Origin of the sequence: Sporosarcina sp. GW1-11 (assembly GCF_033088395.1) — a bacterium.
In the GTDB taxonomy this organism is placed as follows: Bacteria; Bacillota; Bacilli; order Bacillales_A; family Planococcaceae; genus Sporosarcina.
Genome location: NZ_JAPMIW010000017.1, coordinates 37,366 through 61,671, shown reverse-complemented (window position 1 = coordinate 61,671; position 24,306 = coordinate 37,366). Strand labels below are relative to the sequence as shown.

Annotated in this window: 15 protein-coding genes and 2 riboswitches; of the genes, 7 read left to right on the top strand and 8 right to left on the bottom strand. The window is 41.1% G+C overall.

Going from position 1 to position 24,306, the window contains the following annotated elements:
* Positions 1-290: 290 nt before the first annotated feature.
* The 5 genes from ORD22_RS11235 to ORD22_RS11215 are packed head-to-tail and all read right to left on the bottom strand — an operon-like array spanning position 291 to position 3,891.
* On the bottom strand, positions 291-803 hold the full coding sequence (locus tag ORD22_RS11235; RefSeq protein WP_317646084.1) for a 1,2-dihydroxy-3-keto-5-methylthiopentene dioxygenase: 513 nt from the start codon (positions 801-803) through the stop codon (positions 291-293).
* A 22-nt stretch (positions 804-825) separates the two neighbouring features.
* Positions 826-1,479 carry a 2-hydroxy-3-keto-5-methylthiopentenyl-1-phosphate phosphatase gene (locus tag ORD22_RS11230; RefSeq protein WP_317646083.1) on the bottom strand — a complete coding sequence of 218 codons (654 nt, stop codon included), beginning with the start codon at positions 1,477-1,479 and terminating at the stop codon, positions 826-828.
* A gap of 15 nt (positions 1,480-1,494) precedes the next feature.
* Positions 1,495-2,688 (bottom strand): 2,3-diketo-5-methylthiopentyl-1-phosphate enolase, encoded by a 1,194-nt coding sequence (locus ORD22_RS11225; protein ID WP_317646082.1) that lies wholly within the window; start codon positions 2,686-2,688, stop codon positions 1,495-1,497.
* A gap of 20 nt (positions 2,689-2,708) precedes the next feature.
* Positions 2,709-3,650 (bottom strand): S-methyl-5-thioribose kinase, encoded by a 942-nt coding sequence (gene mtnK, locus ORD22_RS11220; RefSeq protein WP_317646081.1) that lies wholly within the window; start codon positions 3,648-3,650, stop codon positions 2,709-2,711.
* Positions 3,643-3,891 carry a hypothetical protein gene (locus tag ORD22_RS11215; protein ID WP_317646080.1) on the bottom strand — a complete coding sequence of 83 codons (249 nt, stop codon included), beginning with the start codon at positions 3,889-3,891 and terminating at the stop codon, positions 3,643-3,645. Before ORD22_RS11215 ends, mtnK begins: the two co-directional genes overlap by 8 nt.
* A gap of 429 nt (positions 3,892-4,320) precedes the next feature.
* Between ORD22_RS11215 and ORD22_RS11210 the strand changes: the two genes are divergently transcribed.
* Both ORD22_RS11210 and ORD22_RS11205 read left to right on the top strand, forming a co-directional pair.
* Positions 4,321-5,988 carry a glycerol-3-phosphate dehydrogenase/oxidase gene (locus tag ORD22_RS11210; protein WP_317646079.1) on the top strand — a complete coding sequence of 556 codons (1,668 nt, stop codon included), beginning with the start codon at positions 4,321-4,323 and terminating at the stop codon, positions 5,986-5,988.
* 152 nt (positions 5,989-6,140) lie between these two features.
* Complete coding sequence (locus tag ORD22_RS11205) at positions 6,141-8,978, top strand: S8 family serine peptidase (RefSeq protein ID WP_317646078.1); 2,838 nt, start codon at positions 6,141-6,143, stop codon at positions 8,976-8,978.
* A gap of 74 nt (positions 8,979-9,052) precedes the next feature.
* Here the strand turns inward: ORD22_RS11205 and ORD22_RS11200 are convergent, their stop codons facing one another.
* Genes ORD22_RS11200 through ORD22_RS11190 form a run of 3 tightly spaced genes read right to left on the bottom strand, consistent with a single transcriptional unit; the run spans position 9,053 to position 11,582 of the window.
* The gene (locus tag ORD22_RS11200; protein ID WP_317646077.1) at positions 9,053-10,066 is read right to left on the bottom strand and encodes an ABC transporter substrate-binding protein; all 1,014 of its coding nucleotides are present in this window, start codon (positions 10,064-10,066) and stop codon (positions 9,053-9,055) included.
* Positions 10,063-10,815 carry an ABC transporter permease gene (locus ORD22_RS11195; RefSeq protein ID WP_317646076.1) on the bottom strand — a complete coding sequence of 251 codons (753 nt, stop codon included), beginning with the start codon at positions 10,813-10,815 and terminating at the stop codon, positions 10,063-10,065. Before ORD22_RS11195 ends, ORD22_RS11200 begins: the two co-directional genes overlap by 4 nt.
* The gene (locus ORD22_RS11190; RefSeq protein WP_317646075.1) at positions 10,812-11,582 is read right to left on the bottom strand and encodes an ABC transporter ATP-binding protein; all 771 of its coding nucleotides are present in this window, start codon (positions 11,580-11,582) and stop codon (positions 10,812-10,814) included. Before ORD22_RS11190 ends, ORD22_RS11195 begins: the two co-directional genes overlap by 4 nt.
* A gap of 85 nt (positions 11,583-11,667) precedes the next feature.
* Positions 11,668-11,765: riboswitch (TPP riboswitch) on the bottom strand.
* A 333-nt stretch (positions 11,766-12,098) separates the two neighbouring features.
* On the opposite strand from ORD22_RS11190, the gene ORD22_RS11185 reads away from it, so the two are divergent.
* The 5 genes from ORD22_RS11185 to ORD22_RS11165 form a co-directional block, all read left to right on the top strand.
* Positions 12,099-12,302, top strand: a complete 204-nt coding sequence (locus ORD22_RS11185; protein WP_317646074.1) for a hypothetical protein — start codon at positions 12,099-12,101, stop codon at positions 12,300-12,302.
* A gap of 185 nt (positions 12,303-12,487) precedes the next feature.
* Positions 12,488-12,675: riboswitch (cobalamin riboswitch) on the top strand.
* A 120-nt stretch (positions 12,676-12,795) separates the two neighbouring features.
* Positions 12,796-17,535, top strand: coding sequence for a DUF4430 domain-containing protein (locus tag ORD22_RS11180; RefSeq protein ID WP_317646072.1), 4,740 nt, complete (start codon positions 12,796-12,798; stop codon positions 17,533-17,535).
* 204 nt (positions 17,536-17,739) lie between these two features.
* Positions 17,740-21,516, top strand: coding sequence for a carboxypeptidase regulatory-like domain-containing protein (locus tag ORD22_RS11175; RefSeq protein ID WP_317646071.1), 3,777 nt, complete (start codon positions 17,740-17,742; stop codon positions 21,514-21,516).
* Between the two features lie 153 nt (positions 21,517-21,669).
* A complete protein-coding gene (locus ORD22_RS11170) occupies positions 21,670-22,239 on the top strand; it encodes a TetR/AcrR family transcriptional regulator (protein WP_317646070.1) in 570 nt (189 codons plus the stop codon).
* 24 nt (positions 22,240-22,263) lie between these two features.
* A partial coding sequence (locus ORD22_RS11165) for a YhgE/Pip family protein (RefSeq protein WP_317646069.1) occupies positions 22,264-24,306 on the top strand: 2,043 nt, incomplete at its 3' end.

Below are 24,306 nucleotides of genomic sequence, written 5' to 3'. Positions count from 1 at the left end.
ACAACAGCTGGCTTCCAGACGTGGAAGTCATGCCTGTGGAGGCTCCATGTCAAGTCGCCCTTTTGATAGAAATAGCAACGGAATAAACAAGCGGAAAGAGAATAGTGAGCGGTTTCTAAAGATGTCTACTTGACAGGGTGTAAGGCAAAGTGAGTTTCGCGCTCATAGAAGTAGGTCCCGCGCTCATAGAACCCGGCCCCGCGCTCATAGCCAATTACATAATACGCTAAATAAAATAAAAAAGACGCCTTAAAAGTTAATAAATTAACTTTTAAAACGTCTTCTCTCAATTAATAAACTGCTACCCAACCCTCAGGTGTCACGAAGATACGCACCGCAACGACTTGTCGATCAGCGGCCAATGTAAAGTAATGACGAACATTCTCTGGAACGGATATCAGATCACCTGGATCTAAATGAACTTCAAAAAAGCGCCCGTCTTTTCCTTGAATGACAAACACCCCGTGCCCACTTACGATAAAGCGGACTTCATCGTCTGTATGGTGATGTTCGCGCTCGAAGTTTTTCAACATTTCTTCGATATTCGGTGTATCACTCGATAATGAAATGACGTCTGCTGCTTGATAGCCACGACGTTCAGAAATAGCGTCGATTTCCTTTTTGAATGATTGTAGAATTTCTTCTTTTTCAGAATCTGTTAGATCAAACTTTTCTTGCAGATGTGTAGGCAGTTGATCGATTGCCCAATGTTCGTAAATGACTTCATGTTGTGTAAGGAAGTCAGCTACTTGCTCTTGTCCTTCAATCACTTCGTTTGTTTCTTGAATTGTAATTGTAGCCATTTAGTTGTTCGCTCCTATCTACTTATAATTGTGCTTTTACGATGTGAATGCAATCGGTAAATGTTTCAAACCGCGTAAATGGAATGTCTAGTTTCTCACAAGTTTCAGCTAAGAAGTCTCTTGCGATGACGACATCCGCGAGTTTTGCCGCTTCAAAGTCTGTTACGGAGTCGCCGATGACGATGCGCGTTTGCTGTTCGTCTGAAAGCTTACGCATAATAGACGGTTTACAGCAGCCACATCCTTGGCTCGTACACAATTCATCGCACGCGTGTGGATAATGAATCGCGATACGTTCTTCGTCAAAAGTCGCTTCATTACAATAAATATGATCGAATGGACCATATGGATCTAATACTGGATGAACGAAGAAATCGATTCCGCCACTCACAATGTAAAGAGGGATGTTCTGCTCTCTCGTAAATTTCACAAAGTCGCTAAATCCTTCACGAATTTCGGCATCTTGCAATACGAATTTGATGATTTCTTCTTTCAATGCGCTCGGAACCAATGAAAATAGCTCGCGCACGCCTTGTTGAATGGGAATCTTTTGACTAAGAATCTGATCCGTAATCTCTTCCCAACCAGGCAAAGCGAATTGCTTCATAATGCTAACGATATTATCTTTTTTCGTAATTGTGCCATCGAAGTCACAAAATACCACTACATTACTCATTGTCTAGCCTCCATCTTACTTTGCGTGAACGACGCCCCATTGATCCAATGCGTGTTGCAGTGGAATGGATGTTTTTGCTGCTTCAGGCAAAGGGATTTTATTGACACTTGCTTCGATTGCTGCTCGGAAAGCTTGCGCGCCAGGAGTTGGACCGTCTGGATGTCCGAAAATCCCGCCACCTGCGTTGATGACTAAATTATCACCGAAGTCTTCAAGCAACTGAGGTACCATTCCTGGATGAATGCCTGCAGAAGGTACTGCGAAAGTTTGTTCAAAGCCATTGTTTTCTACTAACTTTTCATTAATGCCTAGCGCATCTTCCCTTGAAATTGCCACATTACCATATGGGCTTGGGAATAATGAAAGGTCGCCACCGACGAGTCGCGTTAATTTACCAACAAGTAGGGGATAGGAGAACCCACCGCCTGCTTGACCCGCGAGTACACCGGACAAGGCCGAGTGGGCTAAAATCGGTAAGCCGATGTTATCGTTTTCGCGTAGGGATTGAAGTGTATCTAGTCCGTAAGCGTGCACGTTGAATAATAATGCACTCGCGCCTAATTCCGTGGCGCGCTCCGCTTTCTCATGCAATTCATGTGAACGACCGGATAAGTTTACCGCGTACAGTGCACGTGCACCCGTTTGTTCGTAGTGATGATTGATGATGTCTTTTGCTGTCGTTACTCGTTTATAAAAAGGCGTTAATTCATTTTCAAAAAGAATTTCATCGTCCTTGATTAAATCAATACCGCCAGCTAGTAAATCTTGTAGCTGAGCGGAGAAGAAGGATAGGTCGCGTCCCATGACGCCTTTGAAAATTGCTTTTAATAGCGGACGGTCATAGACGCCGAGTTGTTCGCGTATTCCGTTGACGCCAAAACGCGGACCAGGGAATTGTGCGAGCAATTGATCGTCAAACTGTAGATCAATTAGTTCATAGCCTTCGAAAAACGATAATTTTCCGTAAACCGTTGTGAAGATTGCCGGTAGATCGGCAGAGACGTTGGCGGACGGATAAAAAATCGTCACCGTGTCTTTCTTTTCGCCTTTAACAACGGATACTACTTCACCTTTATGATGCTTTAATTGTTCTTGCTCTAAATGGGGGATGTCGGTCCATGAACCAATCGTCAACCCAAGTGCATGTTGCTCTGCAATTTTTTCCTGATCAGGATGTGTCGGGAATAAATACGTCGCTGTGATGCCCATTAAACTGCCTCCTCTAGTGTTTACTTCGTTGCTTGGAACCAAGGACTCAGTTGTTCCAGCGAATGAATATTTTTACGTTCCATAATTAAATACTTACCAAGTTCTAAGACGTTCTTTCTTGCCGCCATACGTCGGGCTTCGTCTTGCTCCATATTCATATCTGGAATTTGCGCAATACTGATGGCACGTCTCACTAATTCACATCCCGTATAGCCGATGAGATCGGTGAAAATTTCTTTCATAATGATCGTGTGGAAACCGTCTACTTTTGTGTAGCGTTCATTTGATTCAGTCAACCATAGATGCGCGAACGTTTCCACAAATGCATACCATGTTTCTTTTGCTTGTTCAAAACGTTTCTCTTTATAATCTGGGAAGGCGAGCCCATTTAGGAAAAGGTTCGCGATGAATTGCCCAAGGTCAAAACCGAATGGGCCGAATAGTGCAAACTCTGTATCAAAAATAACTGTGCGATCTTCTCCAGTGAAAATGGCACCACTATGTAGATCACCATGAATGAGCGCGTCTGATTTCGTCATGAATGTATGTTTTAGCTGAGCTACTTCAAGTAACAAACGCTGATCTTGGCTCAAAAATTTCACGTTACTGCGCATACCTTCTTCGAATTCATTGCTTTCATGGTAACTATACGGCCAATCAAAAACCAATTGCTCCGTCAACTGTCTCATTCCGGGATTCGCGAGTGACGCCTGCAAATTCTTTTTCACGGGTGATTCCAAATAAAAGTCCGATGTGTAAAACAACGTCTTCGCACTCAATTCACCAACATCCGCTGCGAAACTAGCGGATTCATTGCCATTAATTAGCGCAGTGCGACCGACTTCAAGTGGAAGCATATCTTCCATGACAACGACAGCCATTACTTCGTCTAAATGCAACACTGCGGGAACGTTACCAGGAATAATTTTTGCGTATTGCTCCATCACTTGTGCTTCAATCATCGAGTGGAAGCGGCATCGACTCTCCGACAACTCTTGCATAAGGAACGGCTTGTTTAAATATTACTGTCTTGTCATTGCTGCGTAAGCGGTAGACGTGATTGATCTTGCCGTCACTTACTTCAATCACTTCTACGTCCTCAGATTCAAGAAAGAAACCGAGATTTTTTACGTACTGTACGATATCTTCGGTTTCCAAAAAACGATACGTAGTATATGTTTGTTCATTTGCAAATACGCCCATTCAAACGTCCTCCTCTAGTATAAAAAAGACCAATCCACTGAGGGACAGGTCTTTTACAAACAATTGTTTATCTAGCGCTAAGCTGAATCGAGTCACCATGCTGAGTTCTCTAGTTGTTTATGAAAAGAATGAAGAAAATCCCTATCAAACATGTAGAAATTATCACATGCTACTGCAGAGTTGTCAATTAATTTAAAGTATTTGCGTAAATTTAGCGTGGTATTTAAAAGGGTTTGAGCGAAGGATAGGCTGACGGGGGATAGTGCAGGGGGATTTGCGCTCTGGGTGGACGCTTTCCGGAGGGCCCTCTGAAGCGGAAATCCCGGACCTCTCATCCACTTTCCAACAAATCCTCAAACGCTTTAGACATTGTCCGATTAGTTGTAGTATTATGGAAACAATATCTTACATACGGAGGCTTGTCTATATATGACTGATCAACTGTCTCGCTTCAGGCGAGAGGACATACTACGAAACATAGAAACGGAAGACTTTGATGTGCTAGTAATAGGCGGCGGCATTACGGGAGCTGGCATTGCACTGGATGCGGCTAGCCGTGGACTGAATACGGTATTAGTAGAAATGCAAGACTTCGCGGCTGGGACGTCGAGTCGTTCGACGAAGATGATTCACGGGGGGTTACGGTATTTAAAAAACCTCGAATTTAAAATCGTCTCACAAACAGGGCGCGAGCGTGCGGTAGTCTATGAAAATGGACCGCATGTGACGACACCGGCTTGGCTGTTGTTGCCAATCTATAAAGAAGGCACATTCGGCAAATTCAGTAGTTCTATCGGGTTGCGGGTGTATGACATGTTGGCGGGGGTTAAAAAGTCAGAGCGTAAAAGTATGCTGACGAAAATGGAGACGCTTCAAGCGGAGCCGAAGTTTAATCCGGTAGGTCTGCTCGGTGCAGGGAAGTTTGTAGAGTATCGTTCGGATGATGCGCGCTTAACGATTGAAGTGATCAAAGAAGCTGCGCGCTACGGGGCATCGGTCTTGAATTATACAAAAGTGACCGACTTTATGTATCAAGACGGTAAAGTGGCGGGTGTGTTGACGAGTGATCAACTAACGGGAAAATTAGGCGTGATCCGCGCGAAGAAAGTAGTGAATGCGGCGGGGCCATGGGTTAATGAAGTACGTGTAAAAGATGAAGCGCCTGACAAAAAGCAACTTCATTTAACGAAGGGTGTTCACTTAGTATTTGATCAAAGCGTGTTTCCGTTAGAGCATACGATTTATTTTGATACGCCAGACGGCCGCATGGTGCTTGCGATTCCGCGTGACGGCAAAACGTATATAGGGACGACGGATACGGATTATACAGGGAGTATGATAGAACCCGAAATCACGCAGGCGGATAAAGAGTACTTACTGGATGCGATTCGTTTTGTATTTCCGAAGCTTGAAATATCGGAAGAACACATTGAATCTGGTTGGGCTGGACTTAGACCGTTGATTCAAGAAGAAGGAAAAAGTGCTTCGGAGATTTCCCGAAAAGATGAAATTTGGACATCGGATTCTGGTCTGCTGACGATTGCTGGCGGTAAACTAACAGGCTATCGCAAAATGGCAGAGACGGTTGTTGATAGGATTGCTGCGGACTGGAAAAAACAATATAAACTAAAAGTTTCAGCCGGCCGTACGAAGAAGCTACCGATTTCAGGGGGGCATGTAGGTGGCTCCAAAGGGTTTGAAAGCTTCATTCAAGCGAAAATACAAGAAGGTAAAGAGTTAGGGTTATCTGAAGAAACCGCTAGTGCATTAGTGAAGCACTACGGTTCTAACGTGGATGAGTTATATGGGGTTATCCAAAACGGCAAAGCGGACGCAGAGCGGGCCAACTTACCGATAGAAATCTATGCACAAGTTTGGTATGCGATTCATAAAGAATTCGTTTGTACACCTGTAGACTTCTTCTGGCGACGTACGGGTGCATTGCTTTTCAATATCGACTGGGTCGATCAATGGAAACAACCTGTGATCGATTGTATGGCTGAGTTACTTGGATGGTCTAGTGAAGTAAAGAGAACTATGACTGAATCGTTAGAACATAGTAAGCGCCTATGTACAGGCACATTAAGTAAAGAATAGATAGATTCTCCTCTACCTTGCGCAAGATTGGTAGAGGTTTTTTGTATGGTTAATCAATAAACATAGGTACTAAAAGACCGATAACATGGGTCTATAAAACTAGTAGGTTGTGCTAAGATGATACTATTCGATAACTAGAAAGAGGGAGACTTATGAAAGTAAAAAGGAACCATATACTAGCTTTTTTATTGATCATGTTTACTGTATGGTGTTTTTCATCTATACAAGTCCAAGCGCAAGACGCGTCAAAAGAAACGGAGCTATTAATCGAGTATGCCAATGTTCATCATTCATTGACTGAAGAACCATCTATAGACGGAGTTGAAACGATTGAGAAAATAGCGCCGAATGTAGAGCTATGGAGTATTGCGGAAGATGTGGATATTCAAGAGATTACAAAACAATTACAAAATGAACCGGGCGTATTAACCGTAGAACCAAACTACGAGCGTTACTTACATGTTTCTACTAATGATCCATGGTTAACAACGCAATGGTGGATTCAAACACTTCGCCCCGAATCAATTTGGACAAGGGTCAATCAACAAAAGAAAAGTATCGTCGTGGCGGTCATCGACTCAGGTATCGCTACTAAGCATGAAGATCTACAAGGGCGTATTCAACCGGGAGGCTATAATTTTCACGGGGATAATACAAATGTTGAAGATGTGAATGGGCACGGAACGAGTGTAGCAGGTGTTCTAGCAGCCACCTATAGTAATAATAAAGGGATTACAGGCATTGCAGGCCCTTATAACGTCAAAATTCTACCGTTGAAAGTCTCTCATATAACAGGTACTAGTTATGTTTCAGACACCATCAGAGCTATTGATTACGCTATTGAGAACAAAGCGGATGTTATTAACTTAAGTCTAGGTAGTGATGAAAGTTCTACTGCTGAAAACGCGGCGATACAGCGTGCAATTCAGGCAGGTATTTCCGTTGTAGCCTCTGCTGGTAATGAAGCTGAGGAGGGTAATCCAATCAGTTATCCCGCTTCATATGAAAATGTAATTTCTGTTGGTGCAACGGATAGTCAAAATAGACGCTCTACTTTTTCAAATTATAATTCGTATGTTAGTTTGGTTGCACCAGGCACAGGTATTTATACAACTGGATTATCGAATAGCTATAAATCCATGAATGGGACATCATTTTCTTCACCGATCGTTGCGGGTGCAGCAGGGCTTATTAAATCTATACAGCCAGACTACACGCCGAAACAAATCAAGCAGTTATTGGAAAACACTGCAATAGATTTGGGGGTTCCAGGGAGGGACTCACACTTTGGTGCGGGATTACTGAACCTAGAACGACTGAATAACGCACTTGCGGCTTCAGTCGTTCGGGTACAACGTGTGGAACTTGATAGGCAAAAGTTGACATTAGATTTGGATCATAAAAGAAATCAATCGGCTACTAATGAAGAGCCGACACCAAATTTCGCATTTGATAATGCATTCATGATAGTTGGCGAAACAAGTTTATTCCTACCTCGAGTCGAATCGGGTGCGAAGTTGACGTCATCGAATCCGCAAGTTGCTACGGTCGATGCGAATGGTACGGTGCGGGCAATTGCTAAAGGAACGGCAACCATTCGTTATGCAAGTAACACGACAACGAAGGAAGCGCGAATAAAAGTGGCAACGAAGACGAATCACCCTAAGAGCGCGCTATTTGAAAAGGTTTTGCCAGTAGATGCGGCAGATCAATCTGTCACATGGACATCATCGAATCCAGCAGTTGCTGAAGTTGATGAAGATGGAATTATTACGGGGAAACAAGCGGGATATACGGTAATTACTGTGCGGACAAGAGATGGTGGATTGACTGCAAGCACAGCAGTGAACGTCATAGGTGGGCAAGCGCCAATCGAGTTTGTAGGGGATTTTCCTGCAATGTCTGTCGAACAAGATAAGGTATTCACGATTAACTTTAACCAAGAGCTCCAAGCGGGGAAGGATTATAGTCAAGATATCCAAGTTTCACGTAAGCCAGACGGTACAGATCGCGTGACTTCTTTTACAGCGAAAGTGGATCCTACTTCGCTGAAGAAGTTGCGTATTACACCGATTGGAAAGTGGGATGAAGGTACGCACTACTTGACGATTAAGAAAGGTTTGCAAAATGCACACTTTGTTTCATTGAAGAACGATGTACGGATGAAGTTTGATGTTATTAAAACGAATGAACCCCCGCTTAACATGACTTATACATTCGAAAGCAATTACGACTTTGATTGGAAGTATACAAAAGGAGACTACAGTCAATTTCGGTTAGACGGAATGAAAGATGGAAACATTGTGGCTGGGTATACGACGACTGCAAATAATGGCTATGAATTCCCAGGTAATATTGGTAATACACGTAATCAAATTATTCAAAAACACGGCGAACCTTTAACTTTCATTATGAAAGATCGAACTAAATATATTATTAGTGAACAAGAGTTGAAGCTGACCTATTTAATCGACGGAAAATACGTGACATTCCTAATTGACCAGCATGATCAACATAAAGTGCGATCGATTTTCTGGGTAAATCGAGAGGTTGAGGAGCGTGCAAAGTATTGGTATAAGACACCGAGCGAACGTTATAGACAAGACTCTGAAAAGCTAATGTATGAATTAGTCAATCAAGCGCGATTTGCTGCGGGCTTACCAGTCTTGACTGAGAATGATAGTTTGGCAACGGCTGCTAGAAGACATAGTCAAGATATGGCTCTTAACAATTATTTTAGCCATACGAACTTACGAGGCGAAAATCCGTCAAAGCGTGTAGAAAATATAGGACTACGACCGAATGCGACAGGTGAAAATATTAGTCAAGGTTATCTGAATACTATTCTAGCGCATGAAGGTCTGATGAATTCCATTGGACATCGCAACAATATACTTAGTCCGAAATATTATCAGCTCGGTATCGGCGTTGCGTTCAATAATGAGAACAAGCCATACGTTACACAGAACTTTTATATTTATCCAGAGTAAATACGAGTGTACGAATGAAAAATGCCGGTTACTAAACGATGTTCAAATCGTTTAGTAACCGGCTTTATTTGTCATTACGAGTTGATATCCATAATCATTTCATCCACTTCAGGAGTAGTCGTAATTAGCTCCATTTCTTTCAACCAATCACGTACTTCTTCCCAAGAAGTTGGGTCTAGCTCTCCGAATTTCGCAGTTTCTGACTCCATTTTAGGTAATAGGACATTCAAGCTTTCCGTTTCGATTGCTTTATCGAGTGGGAAGTTTGCTTGGTCTTGATGGCTAAGAAGGATATCGAGTGCTTCTTCTGGATTTTCCTTCATGAAGTTGTAGCCTTTTTCTGCAGCTCTCCAGAACGATTGAATTGCTTCTTGCTCGTTTTTCCATGTATCGTCGCTTGTTACGAGAACTAATTCACTATAGTTTGGTACGCCGTTTTCTACTGGATTGAAGTAGCGTGCTTTGTAGCCTTTGCTTTCCATAACAGGAACTTCGTGATTGATAAATGTACCCGTTACTGCATCAACTCGTTTTGAAACAACAGATGCTTCTAGTTCAAAACCTACATCAATCATTTTCACTTTTTCATAATCGCCACCGTCGTGTGTAACCATCGTTTTGATCAATGATTCATTCAAAGGAATGCCTGGATAACCGACTATTTTACCTTCTAAGTCTTTTGGTGACTGGATCGGACTGTCTTCTAGCATTACAGTGTAATTAAGTGGTTCTTGTACAATCGATGCGATAGCTTTAACGGGAACTTGCTCATTCGCTTGTGCTAAGATGACGTCTGGTTGGTAATAAAATCCGAGCATTACTTTTCCTGCCGCTGTTAAATTCATAGGATCGGTTGGGTTGGCAGGGAATTGAATATCTAATTCGACATTTTCTTCATCAAAAAACCCTTTTTCTTGCGCTACGTATAGATAGCTATGTACTGCGTTTGGATACCAGTCAAGCATAATACTAACTTTTTTCTTCTCATCTGTAGGTGTCTCTTCCTTAGTGCCTGTGTCCGCGCTGTTCGTACAACCAGCGAGAAGTAGGAGAAGAAAGGCGATACCGAATAAAAGTCTTTTTTTCATTGGTGTTTCCTCCAGTGTAAAAATATTTTTTCTAACGATACGACAAATAAGAAACAAATAATACCTACTGCTGAGAGTAAAACGATCGGTGCGAATACTGCTGCGCTATCAAATTGTGTCATCATTCTTCGGCTGAAGTAGCCGAGACCTGCCTGCGCGCCAAGCCATTCACCGATTGCTGCGCCTATGACGCTTAATGTGACCGCTACTTTTAATCCTGAAAAGAATGAAGGAAGCGCGGAAGGGATATCTAATTTAAAGAAGATGTCTTTTGTAGACGCACCCATCGTCAACATTAATTCCCGCAAGTTTCGGTCAGATGAACGCAAGCCGTCAAACACACTGACGGTGATCGGGAAAAATGTAATGAGCACGGTGACCGCCACTTTACTCCAAATGCTGTAGCCGAGCCATAGCACGAAAATCGGTGCGAGTGCGATAATCGGAATCGTCTGCGATGCGATAAGAATTGGATAAAATGCCTGCTCAATGGGCTTGTTCATATACATCGAAACTGCCAGTACCGAGCCGATGACGACGGAAATAGTGAGCCCAATAACAATCGTTAGTGCTGTGGGCGGTAAGTGATGGATAAACAGCTCGGCTTTTAGTTCCCACAGTTTCAACAGAATGGCGGATGGCGATGGAAAGAGAAAGCTTTTGTCATAAAGACGTGCACCAATTTCCCAAATAACTAGCAAGACGGTGATGAATGCGACGGACCAAGTATACGATAAAAGTTTTTTCATAGAGACGCCTCCGAACGAAGCTCCGAAATTAACCGTTCTTTCAGCTCAATCATTTCTGGTTGTGCCAAGTTCCGCATCGTGCGCGGTCGATCGAGTGGTACGACGATTTCACGAATCGTTTGTACGGGTTTCTCGGCTAACACGAAAATACGATCAGATAAAAATAGCGCTTCGTCAATATCATGCGTGATGAATAAAATCGTCTTATCGAATTTCTGCCATTGATCGACTAACCAGTCCTGCATCGTCAATCGCGTAATGGCGTCAAGTGCACTAAAAGGCTCGTCCAATAGCAAAACATTCGATCCGGTAAGAACTGTACGCAAAAATGACACACGCTGACGCATGCCGCCCGACAAGTTCGCGGGATAGGTGTTTTCTACTCCAGCCAATCCAAAATCCGCAAGCAATTCGATAATTCGTGCATGGGCTTGTTTTTTTTCTTGAATTTCAAGAGGAAGTCTGACATTTTCTAAAATCGTTCGCCATGGCATTAATAAATCTTGCTGCGGCATATAGCCGACTTGACCTAAACGATTGTCCCTAGCTTCACCATTTAAAAGAATTTCTCCGCCGTCTGGATTTTCCAGACCTGTAATGAGCCGGAAAAGTGTACTTTTACCGTAACCACTTGGACCGATAATGCTAACAAATTCACCTTCACGTACTTGTAAATTGAGCTGATCTAAAATAGCTACTGGAAGCGATGCCTTAGCCGCTTGGTAATGAAACGAAACGTTATCAAATGCGAGTACCGTCTTTCTCATGTAGTAATCACTTCACTTTTCTTAAAATCATCAACGCAAAAAAGACCACTTCTTTTTGCGAAGAGGTTACATAATCCGGCCTAAACCGTCTATATGTCCACTTCCCTTCGCTAGCATTATCTAGTGCAGGTTAAAGGGTTAAGGCAACGGCCTCTCTCAGCAAAAGCACCCCTAGTGTGTATCATCACTTATCGTTGCATAGTATAGGCTAGTAGTCAAGATGCGTTAGATGTTAAATGATGAAGAATAGGAAAATAAGCTAAATAAATGAATAGCTATACCGATAGTAGTAAAAGTTCAGAAGTAGATGCAAAGGTCTAACTACGTAACAAGTATTACCTTTGAATTAAGCAGTTTTTAATGAAAATAAATAGGGAGAGAAATGTAGAGCATTGGCAAATTGTCATGTGAAAAAGTGGAGAAGGATTTTGCTTCCTGCCTAGACAAAGGCACGTTCAAAATAGTTGGAAATACGTTACTAATCTCTATACCTGCAACACCAAACTATGCGATCATTTGATCACTGTAAGAGTACCAGCGATTAATATAAATGAACTTACTTCATTTGCAGATGAGTGGGGTAACCTAACAGAATGGATTAACGAGAATAGACTGAATTCTATTCGGGTAGCAGTTCCTGAAAAATATATTCATGTGATTACAATGACGACTACTACCATTTATAAAAAACTAGAAACAAAAATGTATGTACTGAATTAATTAGTGACGCGTCATACTTTTCTTCCTAGCAATAATAAATAGAGAGCTGTCTGACAAGTTTCGACTTGTGAGGGCAGCTTTTTTTGTAATCACTAAAGCTCTTAATCAGTAAATAGAATAGTGAAATCCGTTAGTAAAGCTTTTTGCTATTGCATTTTACAAATCTATTCTCTATCATTAAATATAGTTTCATAGCGTATTTTGGTACTTTGCCTAATCTGCAAAGTTGAAAAAGGAATCAGGTGAAAATCCTGAACGGTCCGGCCACTGTAAATGGAAAGTAACTTCAGAAAACCACTGGTGTATTACTGGGAAGGTTGAAGTTGTGTTTGTATCCATAAGTCAGGAGACTTGCCAAGATACAATGCTAACTGCCTTCCGGAAAAAGGTACGCATGTTTTTGTGGTAGTAGTTTATACACGCATACATATGCCCTTGTCTCTTTCCGGAGGTGAGGGTTTTTATTACGGAGAAAAATAGGAGGTAGGAATAGTTGGGGAATTATCATTTGGTGAGAAAATGGTTTTCGGTGTTATTGAGTTTACTGCTGGTATTGTCGTTTTTAACTCCAGCGGTACAAGCAGTGAGTCCTGATACAGGGCAAACAGAACAATCAGGTGGAGAAGAATTACCCGCTGAAGATCGTTATTCTGTGGATGAGCTATTGGCGAAAACCGTCCAGTTTTATAAGAATCGGAATCAGAAAATTGATTCTTGGCAGACATTGGTTGGACTATATGCTGCCGGTGAAGACCTAACGGATGGTCAGTGGATTTTACCCGAATGGCAAACAGAAGAGCCGGCTGGCCTTAACGAAACACATCATGGCACAGAACACATTCGCTATATCTTCGGATTACTTGCGATGAATGAAGACCCTGCAAAAGCATGGGAAACGAAGCGTAATCTCTATGCAGAATTAGCAACTCAACAAAACCTGGAAACAGGAGCAATCGGCGGAATCAATAAACATATGTGGGCTATGCTTGCAATGGACACAGGTGAACGTCTAGGTGCCGACTTAGGGAAGTGGAATTCGGAAACGAAACAAAAAGCGCTGGACTATTTACTTGATCAACAAAAGACAGATGGTGGATACGCTTTAGGTGGGACAGTTTCGGATACGGATTTGACAGGTATGGCATTACTTGCGTTGTCTAATTATCAAGGGACGAGCGCAGTAGATGTTGCGATTGAAAAGGCGAAGAAATTATTAAAAGCTAGACAGTTAAATTTGGATAGTGGCGGATTTAACTCAGCAGGTCCATGGGGAAGTGGCGATAATTCCAACTCCTTAGCCGTAGCGGTTTGGGGTCTTGTGGCAGTAGGGCAGGACGTCATGGCAGATGCTTGGCAGGTAGAAAGTAAGACAGTACTAGATGCGTTAAATGATTTCCAGTTAGAAGACGGTTCATATATGTGGAAGACCACTCAACCAAAAACAAACTTAATGGCAACAGAACAAATATTACTAGCATTAGCAGATATGAAAGCTGGAAATTCTGTTTGGAATCGAATCTTTAACGAACCTAAACTAGAACCAGAACCAGAACCAGAACCAGTAGAACCACCTTCAGCAGAACAAATGCTAGAAGAAGTCGTTCAGTTTTACAAAACTAAAGACTCGACAGTAGATTCGTGGCAGACACTAGTTGGACTATACGCTGCAGGTGAAAACCTAACGGATGGCGTGTGGAAATTACCAACATGGCAGAAAACAGCTCCAGCTAATCTTCAGCCTAATAATGGGGGCACGGAACACATTCGCTATATCTTCGGATTACTTGCGATGAATGAAGATCCTGCAAAAGCATGGGAAACGAATCGTAATCTCTATGCAGAATTAGCAACTCAACAAAACCTAGAAACAGGCGCAATCGGCGGAATCAATAAACATATGTGGGCATTACTTGCAATGGACACAGGTGAACGTCTAGGTGCTGATTTAGGCGAGTGGAATGCAGAAAAGAAACAAAAAGCATTAAATTATTTACTAAGCAAACAAAATACTGATGGTGGATATGCGTTAAGTGGGACCGAATCTGATCCTGACTTAACAGGTATGGCGTTGCTAGCATTGTCTACTTATCAAGGAACAAGTGATGTAGACGCTGCGATTGATAAAGCAAAAGGGTTATTAAAAGCTAGACAATCTGATTTAAGCAATGGCGGATTTAACTCAGCAGGTCCATGGGGAAGTGGCGATAATTCCAATTCATTATCTACAGCAATTTGGGGTCTTGTGGCAGTAAAAGAAGATGTACTAGCGGAAAAATGGCATGTAGAAGGAAATACAGTACTTGATGCATTAAAAGGATTCCAAAAAGATGACGGATCGTTTATGTGGAAAAGCGACTTTCCTTCAACTAATTTGATGGCAACAGAACAAGCATTGTTAGCTTTAGCTGACATGACAGCAGGAAACTCGGTTTGGAATCGCATTGCGAATGATCCGAAGCCAGAACCAGTTACACAAAAGGCAACGTTAGCAATTGATGGAGTAACTAAAGTTGTAGTTGCCGAATCTGAAGTGTCGTTTGAACCAGGAACTACGGTAAAACAACTTATAGAAAATATTTTGACAGAACAAAATATAGCTTATGAGCTCGATACGAAGCTCGGCAGTATTGTATCAGTTAATGAAGAAAAAAATGGCAGCTTAGGTGGTTCTGACTCTTGGGTTGTGTCAGTAAATGATCAAGCGATTCAATCACTTGAAGACGAACTCTCTTCAAATGATAAAGTTCACTTATATTACAAACGCAATGCCGAAATCAGTTCGAGCGTTGAGTTGACTAGCGGAACTGTAGATCCAACAATCGAAATTAAGCTTAAAGGTGATACGTTTACGGATGCGGCTCTTGAGGTGGATAGCTGGGTTATTGATCAGACAGATTTAGTAATCGATTCCGTAGAAACGGTAAATAATCAAGCGGTGATTCTACATGTACAAGGTCAAGTACCAGTTGAAGAAATCTCAATTAACGTACTTTCAAAAGCAATAGTGAGTGCTGGTGAAACGGCTATAAAGATCACGCCAAAAGCACCGGTAAATGTTCGCAATGTAGAGGAAATGATTGAAGATACGTTACATTTTTATGAAGAAGGACGCTATGATCAGGCGAATTTCAGATGGGGGCTACCTCAAATTAGTTGGACTGAACTAGTCGCATTAAATGCATCTAGTTCACAATTAACAGATGGTACAGCACAATTACCTGATTGGATTGAAACAGATCCCGGTTTACTGGCAAATGAGTCAGACACTGATCATATCCGTTATATTTTCGGCTTACTAGCAGCTGGAAAAGACCCTTCTGCTGCATGGGAAACTGAGCGGAATCTGTACGCTGAATTGGCTGCACAACAGAAGGAAGATGGGTCAATCGGTGGCATAAATAAACACGCATGGGCAATGCTTGCTTTGGATACGGGAGAAAAGCGCAAGCAAGATGTTGGAACGTGGAACGCGGAAGCGAAAACAAAAGCGCTAGATCATCTGTTGAAACAAGAAAAAACTGATGGTGGATTTGCATTTTCTCCAAATGCAAACGACACAGCTGATCCAGATATGACAGGTATGGTTTTATTAGCACTTGCCAATTATCAAGACGATAGTGCAGTACACACGGCGATTGAGCGCGCAAAAGCTGTATTGAAAAATCAGCAATTGGATACTGCAGGTTGGGGTTCTTGGGGAACAGAAAACTCTAATAGTATTGCTACTGTAATCTCAGGACTTGTAGCAATTGGAGAAGACGTAACATCTGTGGAGTGGCAAAAAGATGGAATTACTCCATTGGACGCATTAAGCAAATTTCAGATGGAGAACGGTGCATTTGCATATACGTTGCCTGCCGACAAATGGGTTAATACGAAAGCGGTTGAACAATCATTAATCGCTTTATACGAAATCAAAACAGGTCAATCCGTATGGCAGCAATTTTCACAAGTTGAAGAGACGGAACCAACTGAACCCGTTGAACCAATAGTGGATAAAGCACAGTTAACATCAATAATCAAAACAGCAGAAGAAAGATTAGCGACAACACAAGAAGGAACAACGGCGGGAACATACAAAAAAGTTTCTCGTGATGCATTACAACAAGCTATCACAACAGCCAAAACAGTCGAAGCAGATGGACAAGTAGATCAGCAACAAGTAACTGTAGCAATTAGTAATTTGCAACAAGCAGTTACACTATATAACGAATCAATTATAAAGCCAGAAACAACTACACCACCAGCTGATCCAGCCTATATCACATTTTCTGTAGAAGCACGGACAATGGGTATGGGTGACATTGTCAGTCCAAAACAGATTGAAATTCGATCGGGAGATACGGCATTTACTGCACTAAAACGTGTACTAGAAAGTCGTTCAATTCCAATGAATTTCAGTGGTGTAGGTCCAACCGTATACGTGAAAAGTATTAATAATTTAGGTGAATTTGATGGTGGTCCTCAAAGTGGCTGGATGTATTCAGTAAATGGACAATTCCCTCAATACAGTGCTGGAATCTATGATTTAAAGAAGGGCGATGTTTTACGTTGGCAGTATACAACGAACTTAGGGGCAGACTTAGGGGATAATTGGAATCCGAATCCTACACCAACTCCTGACCCAACGCCAAAACCAGATCCAAAGCCGGATCCAAAGCCAGATCCAAAGCCGGATCCAAAGCCGGATCCAAAACCAGAACCACCAATCAAAGCGCCTGAAAAAGTAGAAGCAACTATTACAGATGGCAAGCTTCATATACAGGTGAAAGACGAAGAATCTGGTGAACTGCAACCTGCAAAAATTGAAAAAATAGAAGTAGTCGGCGGGTTTGTGATTGTTCAAATCGGCCAAACGGGGGAAGAAATGGATGCCTTGGAAGGAATCGAACTACCACCAGGAGAACCTAAAGTAGTCGTGCTTGATAATGATCAACCGTATACTTATTTGAAACCCGATGGTAAAACCGAACCTACGAAAGAATGGGAAGTAAAGTTTTCAGCGCCCTTAATGGATAATCCTGAAAACTTGAATAAAGTAGACGTTCGAAATGCGGCAGGAGAAATTGTCGGAGCTGCTTTAGAAATTAGCGAGGATGGAAAATCATTAAAGATTAAGCCAGCTGAAGGTTACACAAAAGGTGAACTGTATTATATAACAATTGCCGGCGTAAAGTCAGCGAGTGGTAAAATACTGAAAGAACCTATTCGTAAAATATTTCTGGTCGAATAAATCATAAAGACTGTCACGAAAAGTCATTGAATATGACTTTTGTGGCGGTCTTTTCTATAGTAGTAATCTTACAGGATCGCTACCCAGACTCTATTGACTGTTTAGTAGTATTGTACTAAAGTAGTCGTGTAAGTAAGTATATGTATATGAATTAGAATGCGCTACTAAGGTCACGACTATTTAAAACGATAGAGGAGGGAAAAAATGAAGAAATATACGATGATCCAGAAAACCATAACCATGTTCATGGCAGCATTACTGTTAATGTACATACCTTTATCGGCAGGAAGTTTGTGGATGAAGGAAGCAAGTGCAACAAGTATATATGTACCACCTATTACTGAAAAATATATTTCGCATATTACAGCGGACAAGCGACATGACAAAGGTGATTATTATTACTATAAAGTAGATGCTGAAGTAGGCAGCAATGTATTCTCAGCGAAACTATTCTTAGGGAAAAATGTATACGCTATCCCAATTGCAGCAGGAAAGACTTCTTTTGAAGAATTTATTGCAGAAGATTTATCGCGTGGTGTGCTAGCCGTTTATGATTCTAATAATAACTTTATTGAAGAAAAAGCTTTTAGTATTGGTTCTCAAAAAAATGTGGAAATCCCTAACTCTGCGCTGAAAGGTGCAATTTTAGAAGAGTTGGGTAAACAAACAGATGCTAATATTACAGAAGCGGATATGCTAGAGTTAGTCAATCTAGATGCGTCATTCAGACAAATTGACGATTTAACGGGACTAGAGTATGCGTTAAACTTACAAACACTCGATCTAGAAAGTAATCAGTTACTAGGCAATCAGCTAGCATTAATCGAGAAATTACCTAAATTAGAGATATTACTACTAGCTAATAATAAGTTGGGTAACCAAGCAATTTCATATCTTTCGTCTATGAATTCATTGCGTACTTTAGATTTAAACAATACAGGTATTTCAACTATTGATTCATTAGCGCAGCTGAGAGACTTGGAAGAACTATACGCGGGAGATAATCTAATATCTCAAGTGAAAAATCAATTATACTTTGGAAAACTTAGAGAACTAAATTTAAATAACAATCAATTAACGAGTGCTCATTTTATCAGTTCTAAATATTATCCTGCATTGATATGGATAGACTTCCGTGCAAATAAGTTAGCTTGTGAAAGTTCTGAGTGGGCATTACAAGATCTTAAAAATCATCAAGTGAATGTCCAACATGATCCGATGAACTGCAAGCAGACTGTAAACGTGGAGATTTCATTTGAGGGAAATTCACAGGAGTTAATTGACGCAGTACAATCGATTAGTTTATATAGTTACAATGCTAGGGTCCAATCGAATTGGCAACAAGGAAGTTTTTATCAATACAACCCTAAAATTGTGAATGGAAAATTTCTAATACAGAATGTCCCGTTTGCGGATGACTATCATTTAAGTGTTTATAGTAGCAAATTTGTTGACTATAACGCTCAACCAATACAAATCACTGCGAATACATCTACAATTGCAGTTACACTTGAAAAAGGTGTACGCATTACGGGTAGAGTGACGGATGCGCAAGTAAATCCGTTGATTGGTGCAAATGTTTATGCACAAACATGGAATACACTGAATCAATATCCCACAAAATACACACAATCCGGTTCAGGTGGTTTCTTTGATGTAACTGGAGTAACTAAAGGAAACGGGGAGTTGCAAGCGTATTTCCCTGGTTATGAAAATTTTAAAATGAAATTAAATATTCCTGCTAACGATGTCTACGATGTAGGAACGATATATATGCAGAAAGAAAAATATGTACAAGGACGCGTGATGGCGGCAGATGGAAAGACACCTGTTAAAAACGCTGACGTCTCACTAGAAAGTTCTACCCACTATGGTTGGAGTTATACAGATTCGGATGGTTACTTTTACATTCGAAACGTTCAAGATCAGAACTATACTCTACGCATCACGGATTATTCTGGTGTTCATGTAGCTTTGGTCCAATCAAATGTTACACCAAAGCCAGAGCCGTATCAGTTCATCATGCAAAAACCTCAAAAAGGAAACTTTACGGGGGTCGGAAATAGCTTTGTCGCATCGGACGAAACAGCGATACCAGGAAAGGTGATTAACTATCGCTTGAATTACCGAAATAATGGTCAAGTACAGGCTAATCAAGCGCAGTTGGCTGTGACGATTCCAAACGAACTGGAACTAGATCCGCAGTCTGTACGATTAGATGGTAAAAAAGTTTCTCTAAATAGCGCCGGACAAGTTACTATTCAAAATGTGAAACCTGGAAAACAGGGAAGACTATCGTTTAGCGCGAAAGTGAAGAATGTTACGGTTCCTGCAATAAGTACTTCGGGGCGTGTAATTGAAAATGGTGTGACGTCTTGGACATCAGCTGTCACAACAAATGTCTTATTCGTTACATTAGAAGCACCACAAGTAACATCAACTCTAGATTTCAAAGTGTACGGAAAAGCAAAGCCAGGAGCTACAGTAAAGATCTATAATGAGGATCTTTTGCTTGCGGAAACAGTCGCGAATTCAAGACTTTGGTATACAGATGTTAAATTAGTAGGGGATGTAGCAGAAAAAAGGTCATTTCCATTACATGCGGTAGTGGAAGAGAATAACCAAGTATATAAATCTGAAGAAATTATTGTGATGCTGGATGCTTCAGTGCCGAAAATTACAAGCGCAAGTATTGATGCAAGCTACAATAAAAATATCAAACTAAATCCGTACACTGGAATAGCTTCGGCTGGCGTCTTCGTCAATCCATACAGAAGTATTCCGGCAGATCCAATCGATGTCCGTTTACAATTTAATCAGGATATCGATCAAGCGAAACTAAAGTTCATGGATCGTGTCTATCCTTTAAGTAAAACGACTGCTGGATATAACGCAACAATCAAAGGTGATTGGTTGTCTTATGGCGATCAGTTAATAGAAGTAGAATTCACAAAGAATGGTCAGTCGATTACGTTGCCATTGATGCAGGTCATCGTGTTAATCGACCCATCCGGCTATGTATTTGAAGGTAGTATGGAAAATAGATTAACAGATGTAGAAGCAGTCGTAGAAGAGAAGAAAGACAACGTATGGAGTCAATGGAATGCAGAAATGTTCGGTCAAATTAATCCTCAAAAAACAGATAGTGAAGGTCGATATGGTTGGGATGTTCCTGCAGGGGATTGGCGTGTGAAGTTCTCAAAACAAGGATACGTGCCATATATCAGTAGAACAGTGACCGTCCCACCGCCAGAAATGGATTTAAATATCCCACTCAAAGCGACTACAGCCGCAAGCGTAATGACACTTGAAGCAAATGAAAAGGCTGTTAAAGTCATTTTTGATAGACCGGTCTTGGAAAAGGATCTATCGCAATATATCCAAGTCGTACATTCGAAAACGAAAGAAATTGTGAAAGGAACATTTACTCTACAACATTGGAATGGCTACAAAGAAGTAGCAGGACAATCTGGTTATTATGAAGAAGATGAGACAGTAAAGCTTTCAAAAGAAGTGAACTGGACACCAGATGCTTCATTGGCAGCAGGAACACTTTATAATGTAGTAGTGAAAAAAGAACTGAAAGATTATGCAGGTCAGGAACTAGCAACAGGAAAAAGCACTACGTTCTCAACAGCAACCGATGAATCAGATGATGAAGTTGCGCAAACACCGCCTGGGGACTGGGGAGAAATTATAGAGAAACCAGAAGCTGTGGGTAAAGATAAAGTGTGGACAATCAAGCTATCGAAACCCGTAGATTCTACTACTTTAAAGTCTTCGATATTCTTGACAGATAAAAAAGGATTCCCGGTTACCGTAAAGCTAACTGTGGAAAATGATGGTGAGTATATTGTCGTAACCCCCCCTAATGATGGATATTCAACAGGAAAGTATCATTTGATGATCATGGATAATTTAAAAGATCAGAATGGTACTTCGTTAAAAATGTCTGTGTTAATGCCGTTTACAGTGAAGTAATAGAATGACTTACACCCTCTACATTACGATCTTGTAGAGGGTGTTTTTTTCATGGGTTGCTTCACAAACACTTGCAATCCCCTATAAAACTATGTAATATAATGACCGCAAGACTGAAACGGTATTTCAGTCAATTTCGAAAGAGGTGTCATGATGAATCGTAGAGAAGAAATCATGTTAGCGGCTGAAAAGTCGTTTACGATGTTTGGCTATAAAGCGACAACGATGGATCAAGTGGCAAAGATTGCGAACGTGGGCAAAGGAACGATTTATACATTCTTTGCTACGAAAGAAGAATTATTTCATTCGATTGTTTGGAAGATGGTTGAGGAAATGAAGGATGTTTCCGAAAGAAGTGTGGTAGTAGGAGCTTCTTTTCAGGAGAATGCACACGCTCGGATTATGCAAGTATTGAAATTCCGAGAGACCCATCAATTATTCATCAAGCTAATTCAAGAAGAAAAAGAGTTGCGGACGCCTGCTGTCGGAGAAGTATTAAAGACAATCGAGCAGGAAATTTTAAAATATATTGCTAGTAAAATCGACCGTGGGGTAGCGAAAGGTGAGCTGAAACCATGTAATAGTGAGTTGATTGCTTATCTTTTATACAAATCGTATCTAGCATTAGTCGTCGATTGGAATAGAACACATGATGAGCAGCTGACGGAAGAACAGATTACAGACGTTCTAAATGATACGATTTTCTCCAGTCTATTAGTGTGATTTTGAAGTGAGGTTAGTTCATAGATGAATAAAATATGGTTTATCGTCAAACGGGATATCCGTAATATTATGAAGAATAAAGCAGCATTGATTGTCATCGCAGCGATCGCATTTCTTCCGTCTCTTTACGCATGGCTAAATATACTTGCCTCTTGGGATCCTTATTCGAATACAACAGGGGTGTCAGTCGCGATTGTCAGTGAAGATAATGGAGCGACGATTGAGAACAAAGAGTTTAACGTTGGAGATGAAGTCATCGTCTCGCTGACCAAAAATGATGACTTAGGCTGGCAGTTCGTGACGAAAGATGAAGCGATTAAAGGGGTTAAGCACGGCGATTATTACGCGGCAATCATTATTCCTGAAGACTTTTCGGAGAATTTGAGCAGCGTAGTTACGGATGATATTAAACAACCTCGGTTAGATTATTATATTAATGAAAAGATTAACGCGATTTCCCCGAAAGTAGCAGGTAAGGGAGCTTCTGCGATTGTTGAAAATATTGATAAAACATTTGTCGAAGAAGCAAATCAGGCAGTGATCAAAGTCTTCAATAATTTGGGAGTAGAATTGCAAGGCAATCGTGCTAGTATCGAAAGGTTGCGCGACATCATCTATAAACTGGAAGAGGATATTCCAGATATTTATTCGAAGTTACAGTTAGTAGACAAAGGATTGAATTTCGCGGACTCGTCCATTGATCGAGTAGATGTCGTGCTTGACGATGTGGATGCCGTTCATGCGAATGCCAAAAAGCTCAATGCACGGCTGATCGCGAAGTTACAACAGAATGAAAAGACCGTGGACAATACGTTACACGCGATTACGTCAAATCTTGAAAGTGCCCAAACGGCTTTTCGTAAAGTGCCAGATTTGACGAATGAGCTGGCGGGGAAGGGTGAAGATGTAGATCGAATCACTAATTCCCTGCGTGATAAACAAGGGAAGCTAGAAGACACGAATGCACGCCTAGATGAGATTTATGAATTTTTGAAGAAACAAGATCAACGTTTGAAGAACTCAAACAATATTAAAGACTTGCAAGCTTCATTAAGTGATAGCGTAGCAGATTTGGGCCGCTTGAAAAAGAATTTACAGACGCTCATTGCAGATTTACAGAACGGTAAGAATCCAGCGGCCGATTTGATTATACAAACGCAGGAATTGTCAGATAAACTGGCTCAGGATATGGATCGCATACAAGATAGTTATCAACATGTACTGTATCCACAGACCGAAAAGCTGATGAAGCAATTGCAGGAGCTTTCTAGTAATACGACAGGATTATTAGACCGGGCGACCGAAGTAAATAACAAAGCATTGCAAGCGGCGCAACGGTTGATCGATAAGCGCGAATCACTAGACTTCAGTGGAATCCAAAATGAACTAGACAGCATGTCGTCTGCTATTGTGGGGCAGTTGGGTAAAGTGGATAATGTAATTTCGGTACTAGAAGCCGCTGGTAAATTAACGGGTAGTGATAAAATTGCAGGACTTGAACAGAAATTCGTCGCATTAAAGACGCAACTAGAAAAAACTAATCAAGTCATTAATGGTATTCAAGCAGCAATCGATAAAGGAGAAAAGCCGAGTCTCGATTTGCTGAATCAACTTAAAAGTCAGTTGGAAGCTACTCAACAACGTATTGTCGATGTGAGAAACCAATTTGACCAAAATAGCCAAAATGCGTTGAATCAAGCGATTGAGCAATTGAAGTCATTCGATCAAGGATTACGTGATCGATTCAATGAACTACAAGTATCGAAAACAGATATTGATGAAAAGCTGAAAACGTTACTTGAAACAGCCGAGAATCCAGAACGTACAATTGAAGCGTTAGAAACGATGGTCGGTCGAATTGATAATGGACTTTCAGCGATTGGTTCTATCACTAGTGGACTGACGGATCTTCAGAATTTTATTCATTCGGATAAACTTTCGAGTGAAATTGAGAAAATCAAAACGATTCAAGGGAGTTTGACTTCTACGCAGACATCAATTGATGGGTTGATTGGACGCATTAACGATTCAAAAGTGGACGGTAAGAAACATTTAGCTGAAATCGAT

Bases quoted from the DNA above. Each gene is read 5' to 3' on its own strand.
- mtnK (WP_317646081.1), bottom strand. From the start codon at position 3,650: ATGATTGAAGCACAAGTGATGGAGCAATACGCAAAAATTATTCCTGGT.
- ORD22_RS11200 (WP_317646077.1), bottom strand. From the start codon at position 10,066: ATGAAAAAAAGACTTTTATTCGGTATCGCCTTTCTTCTCCTACTTCTC.
- ORD22_RS11205 (WP_317646078.1), top strand. From the start codon at position 6,141: ATGAAAGTAAAAAGGAACCATATACTAGCTTTTTTATTGATCATGTTT.
- ORD22_RS11225 (WP_317646082.1), bottom strand. From the start codon at position 2,688: ATGGGCATCACAGCGACGTATTTATTCCCGACACATCCTGATCAGGAA.
- ORD22_RS11170 (WP_317646070.1), top strand. From the start codon at position 21,670: ATGAATCGTAGAGAAGAAATCATGTTAGCGGCTGAAAAGTCGTTTACG.
- ORD22_RS11235 (WP_317646084.1), bottom strand. From the start codon at position 803: ATGGCTACAATTACAATTCAAGAAACAAACGAAGTGATTGAAGGACAA.
- ORD22_RS11215 (WP_317646080.1), bottom strand. From the start codon at position 3,891: ATGGGCGTATTTGCAAATGAACAAACATATACTACGTATCGTTTTTTG.
- ORD22_RS11190 (WP_317646075.1), bottom strand. From the start codon at position 11,582: ATGAGAAAGACGGTACTCGCATTTGATAACGTTTCGTTTCATTACCAA.
- ORD22_RS11175 (WP_317646071.1), top strand. From the start codon at position 17,740: ATGAAGAAATATACGATGATCCAGAAAACCATAACCATGTTCATGGCA.
- ORD22_RS11230 (WP_317646083.1), bottom strand. From the start codon at position 1,479: ATGAGTAATGTAGTGGTATTTTGTGACTTCGATGGCACAATTACGAAA.
- ORD22_RS11195 (WP_317646076.1), bottom strand. From the start codon at position 10,815: ATGAAAAAACTTTTATCGTATACTTGGTCCGTCGCATTCATCACCGTC.
- ORD22_RS11210 (WP_317646079.1), top strand. From the start codon at position 4,321: ATGACTGATCAACTGTCTCGCTTCAGGCGAGAGGACATACTACGAAAC.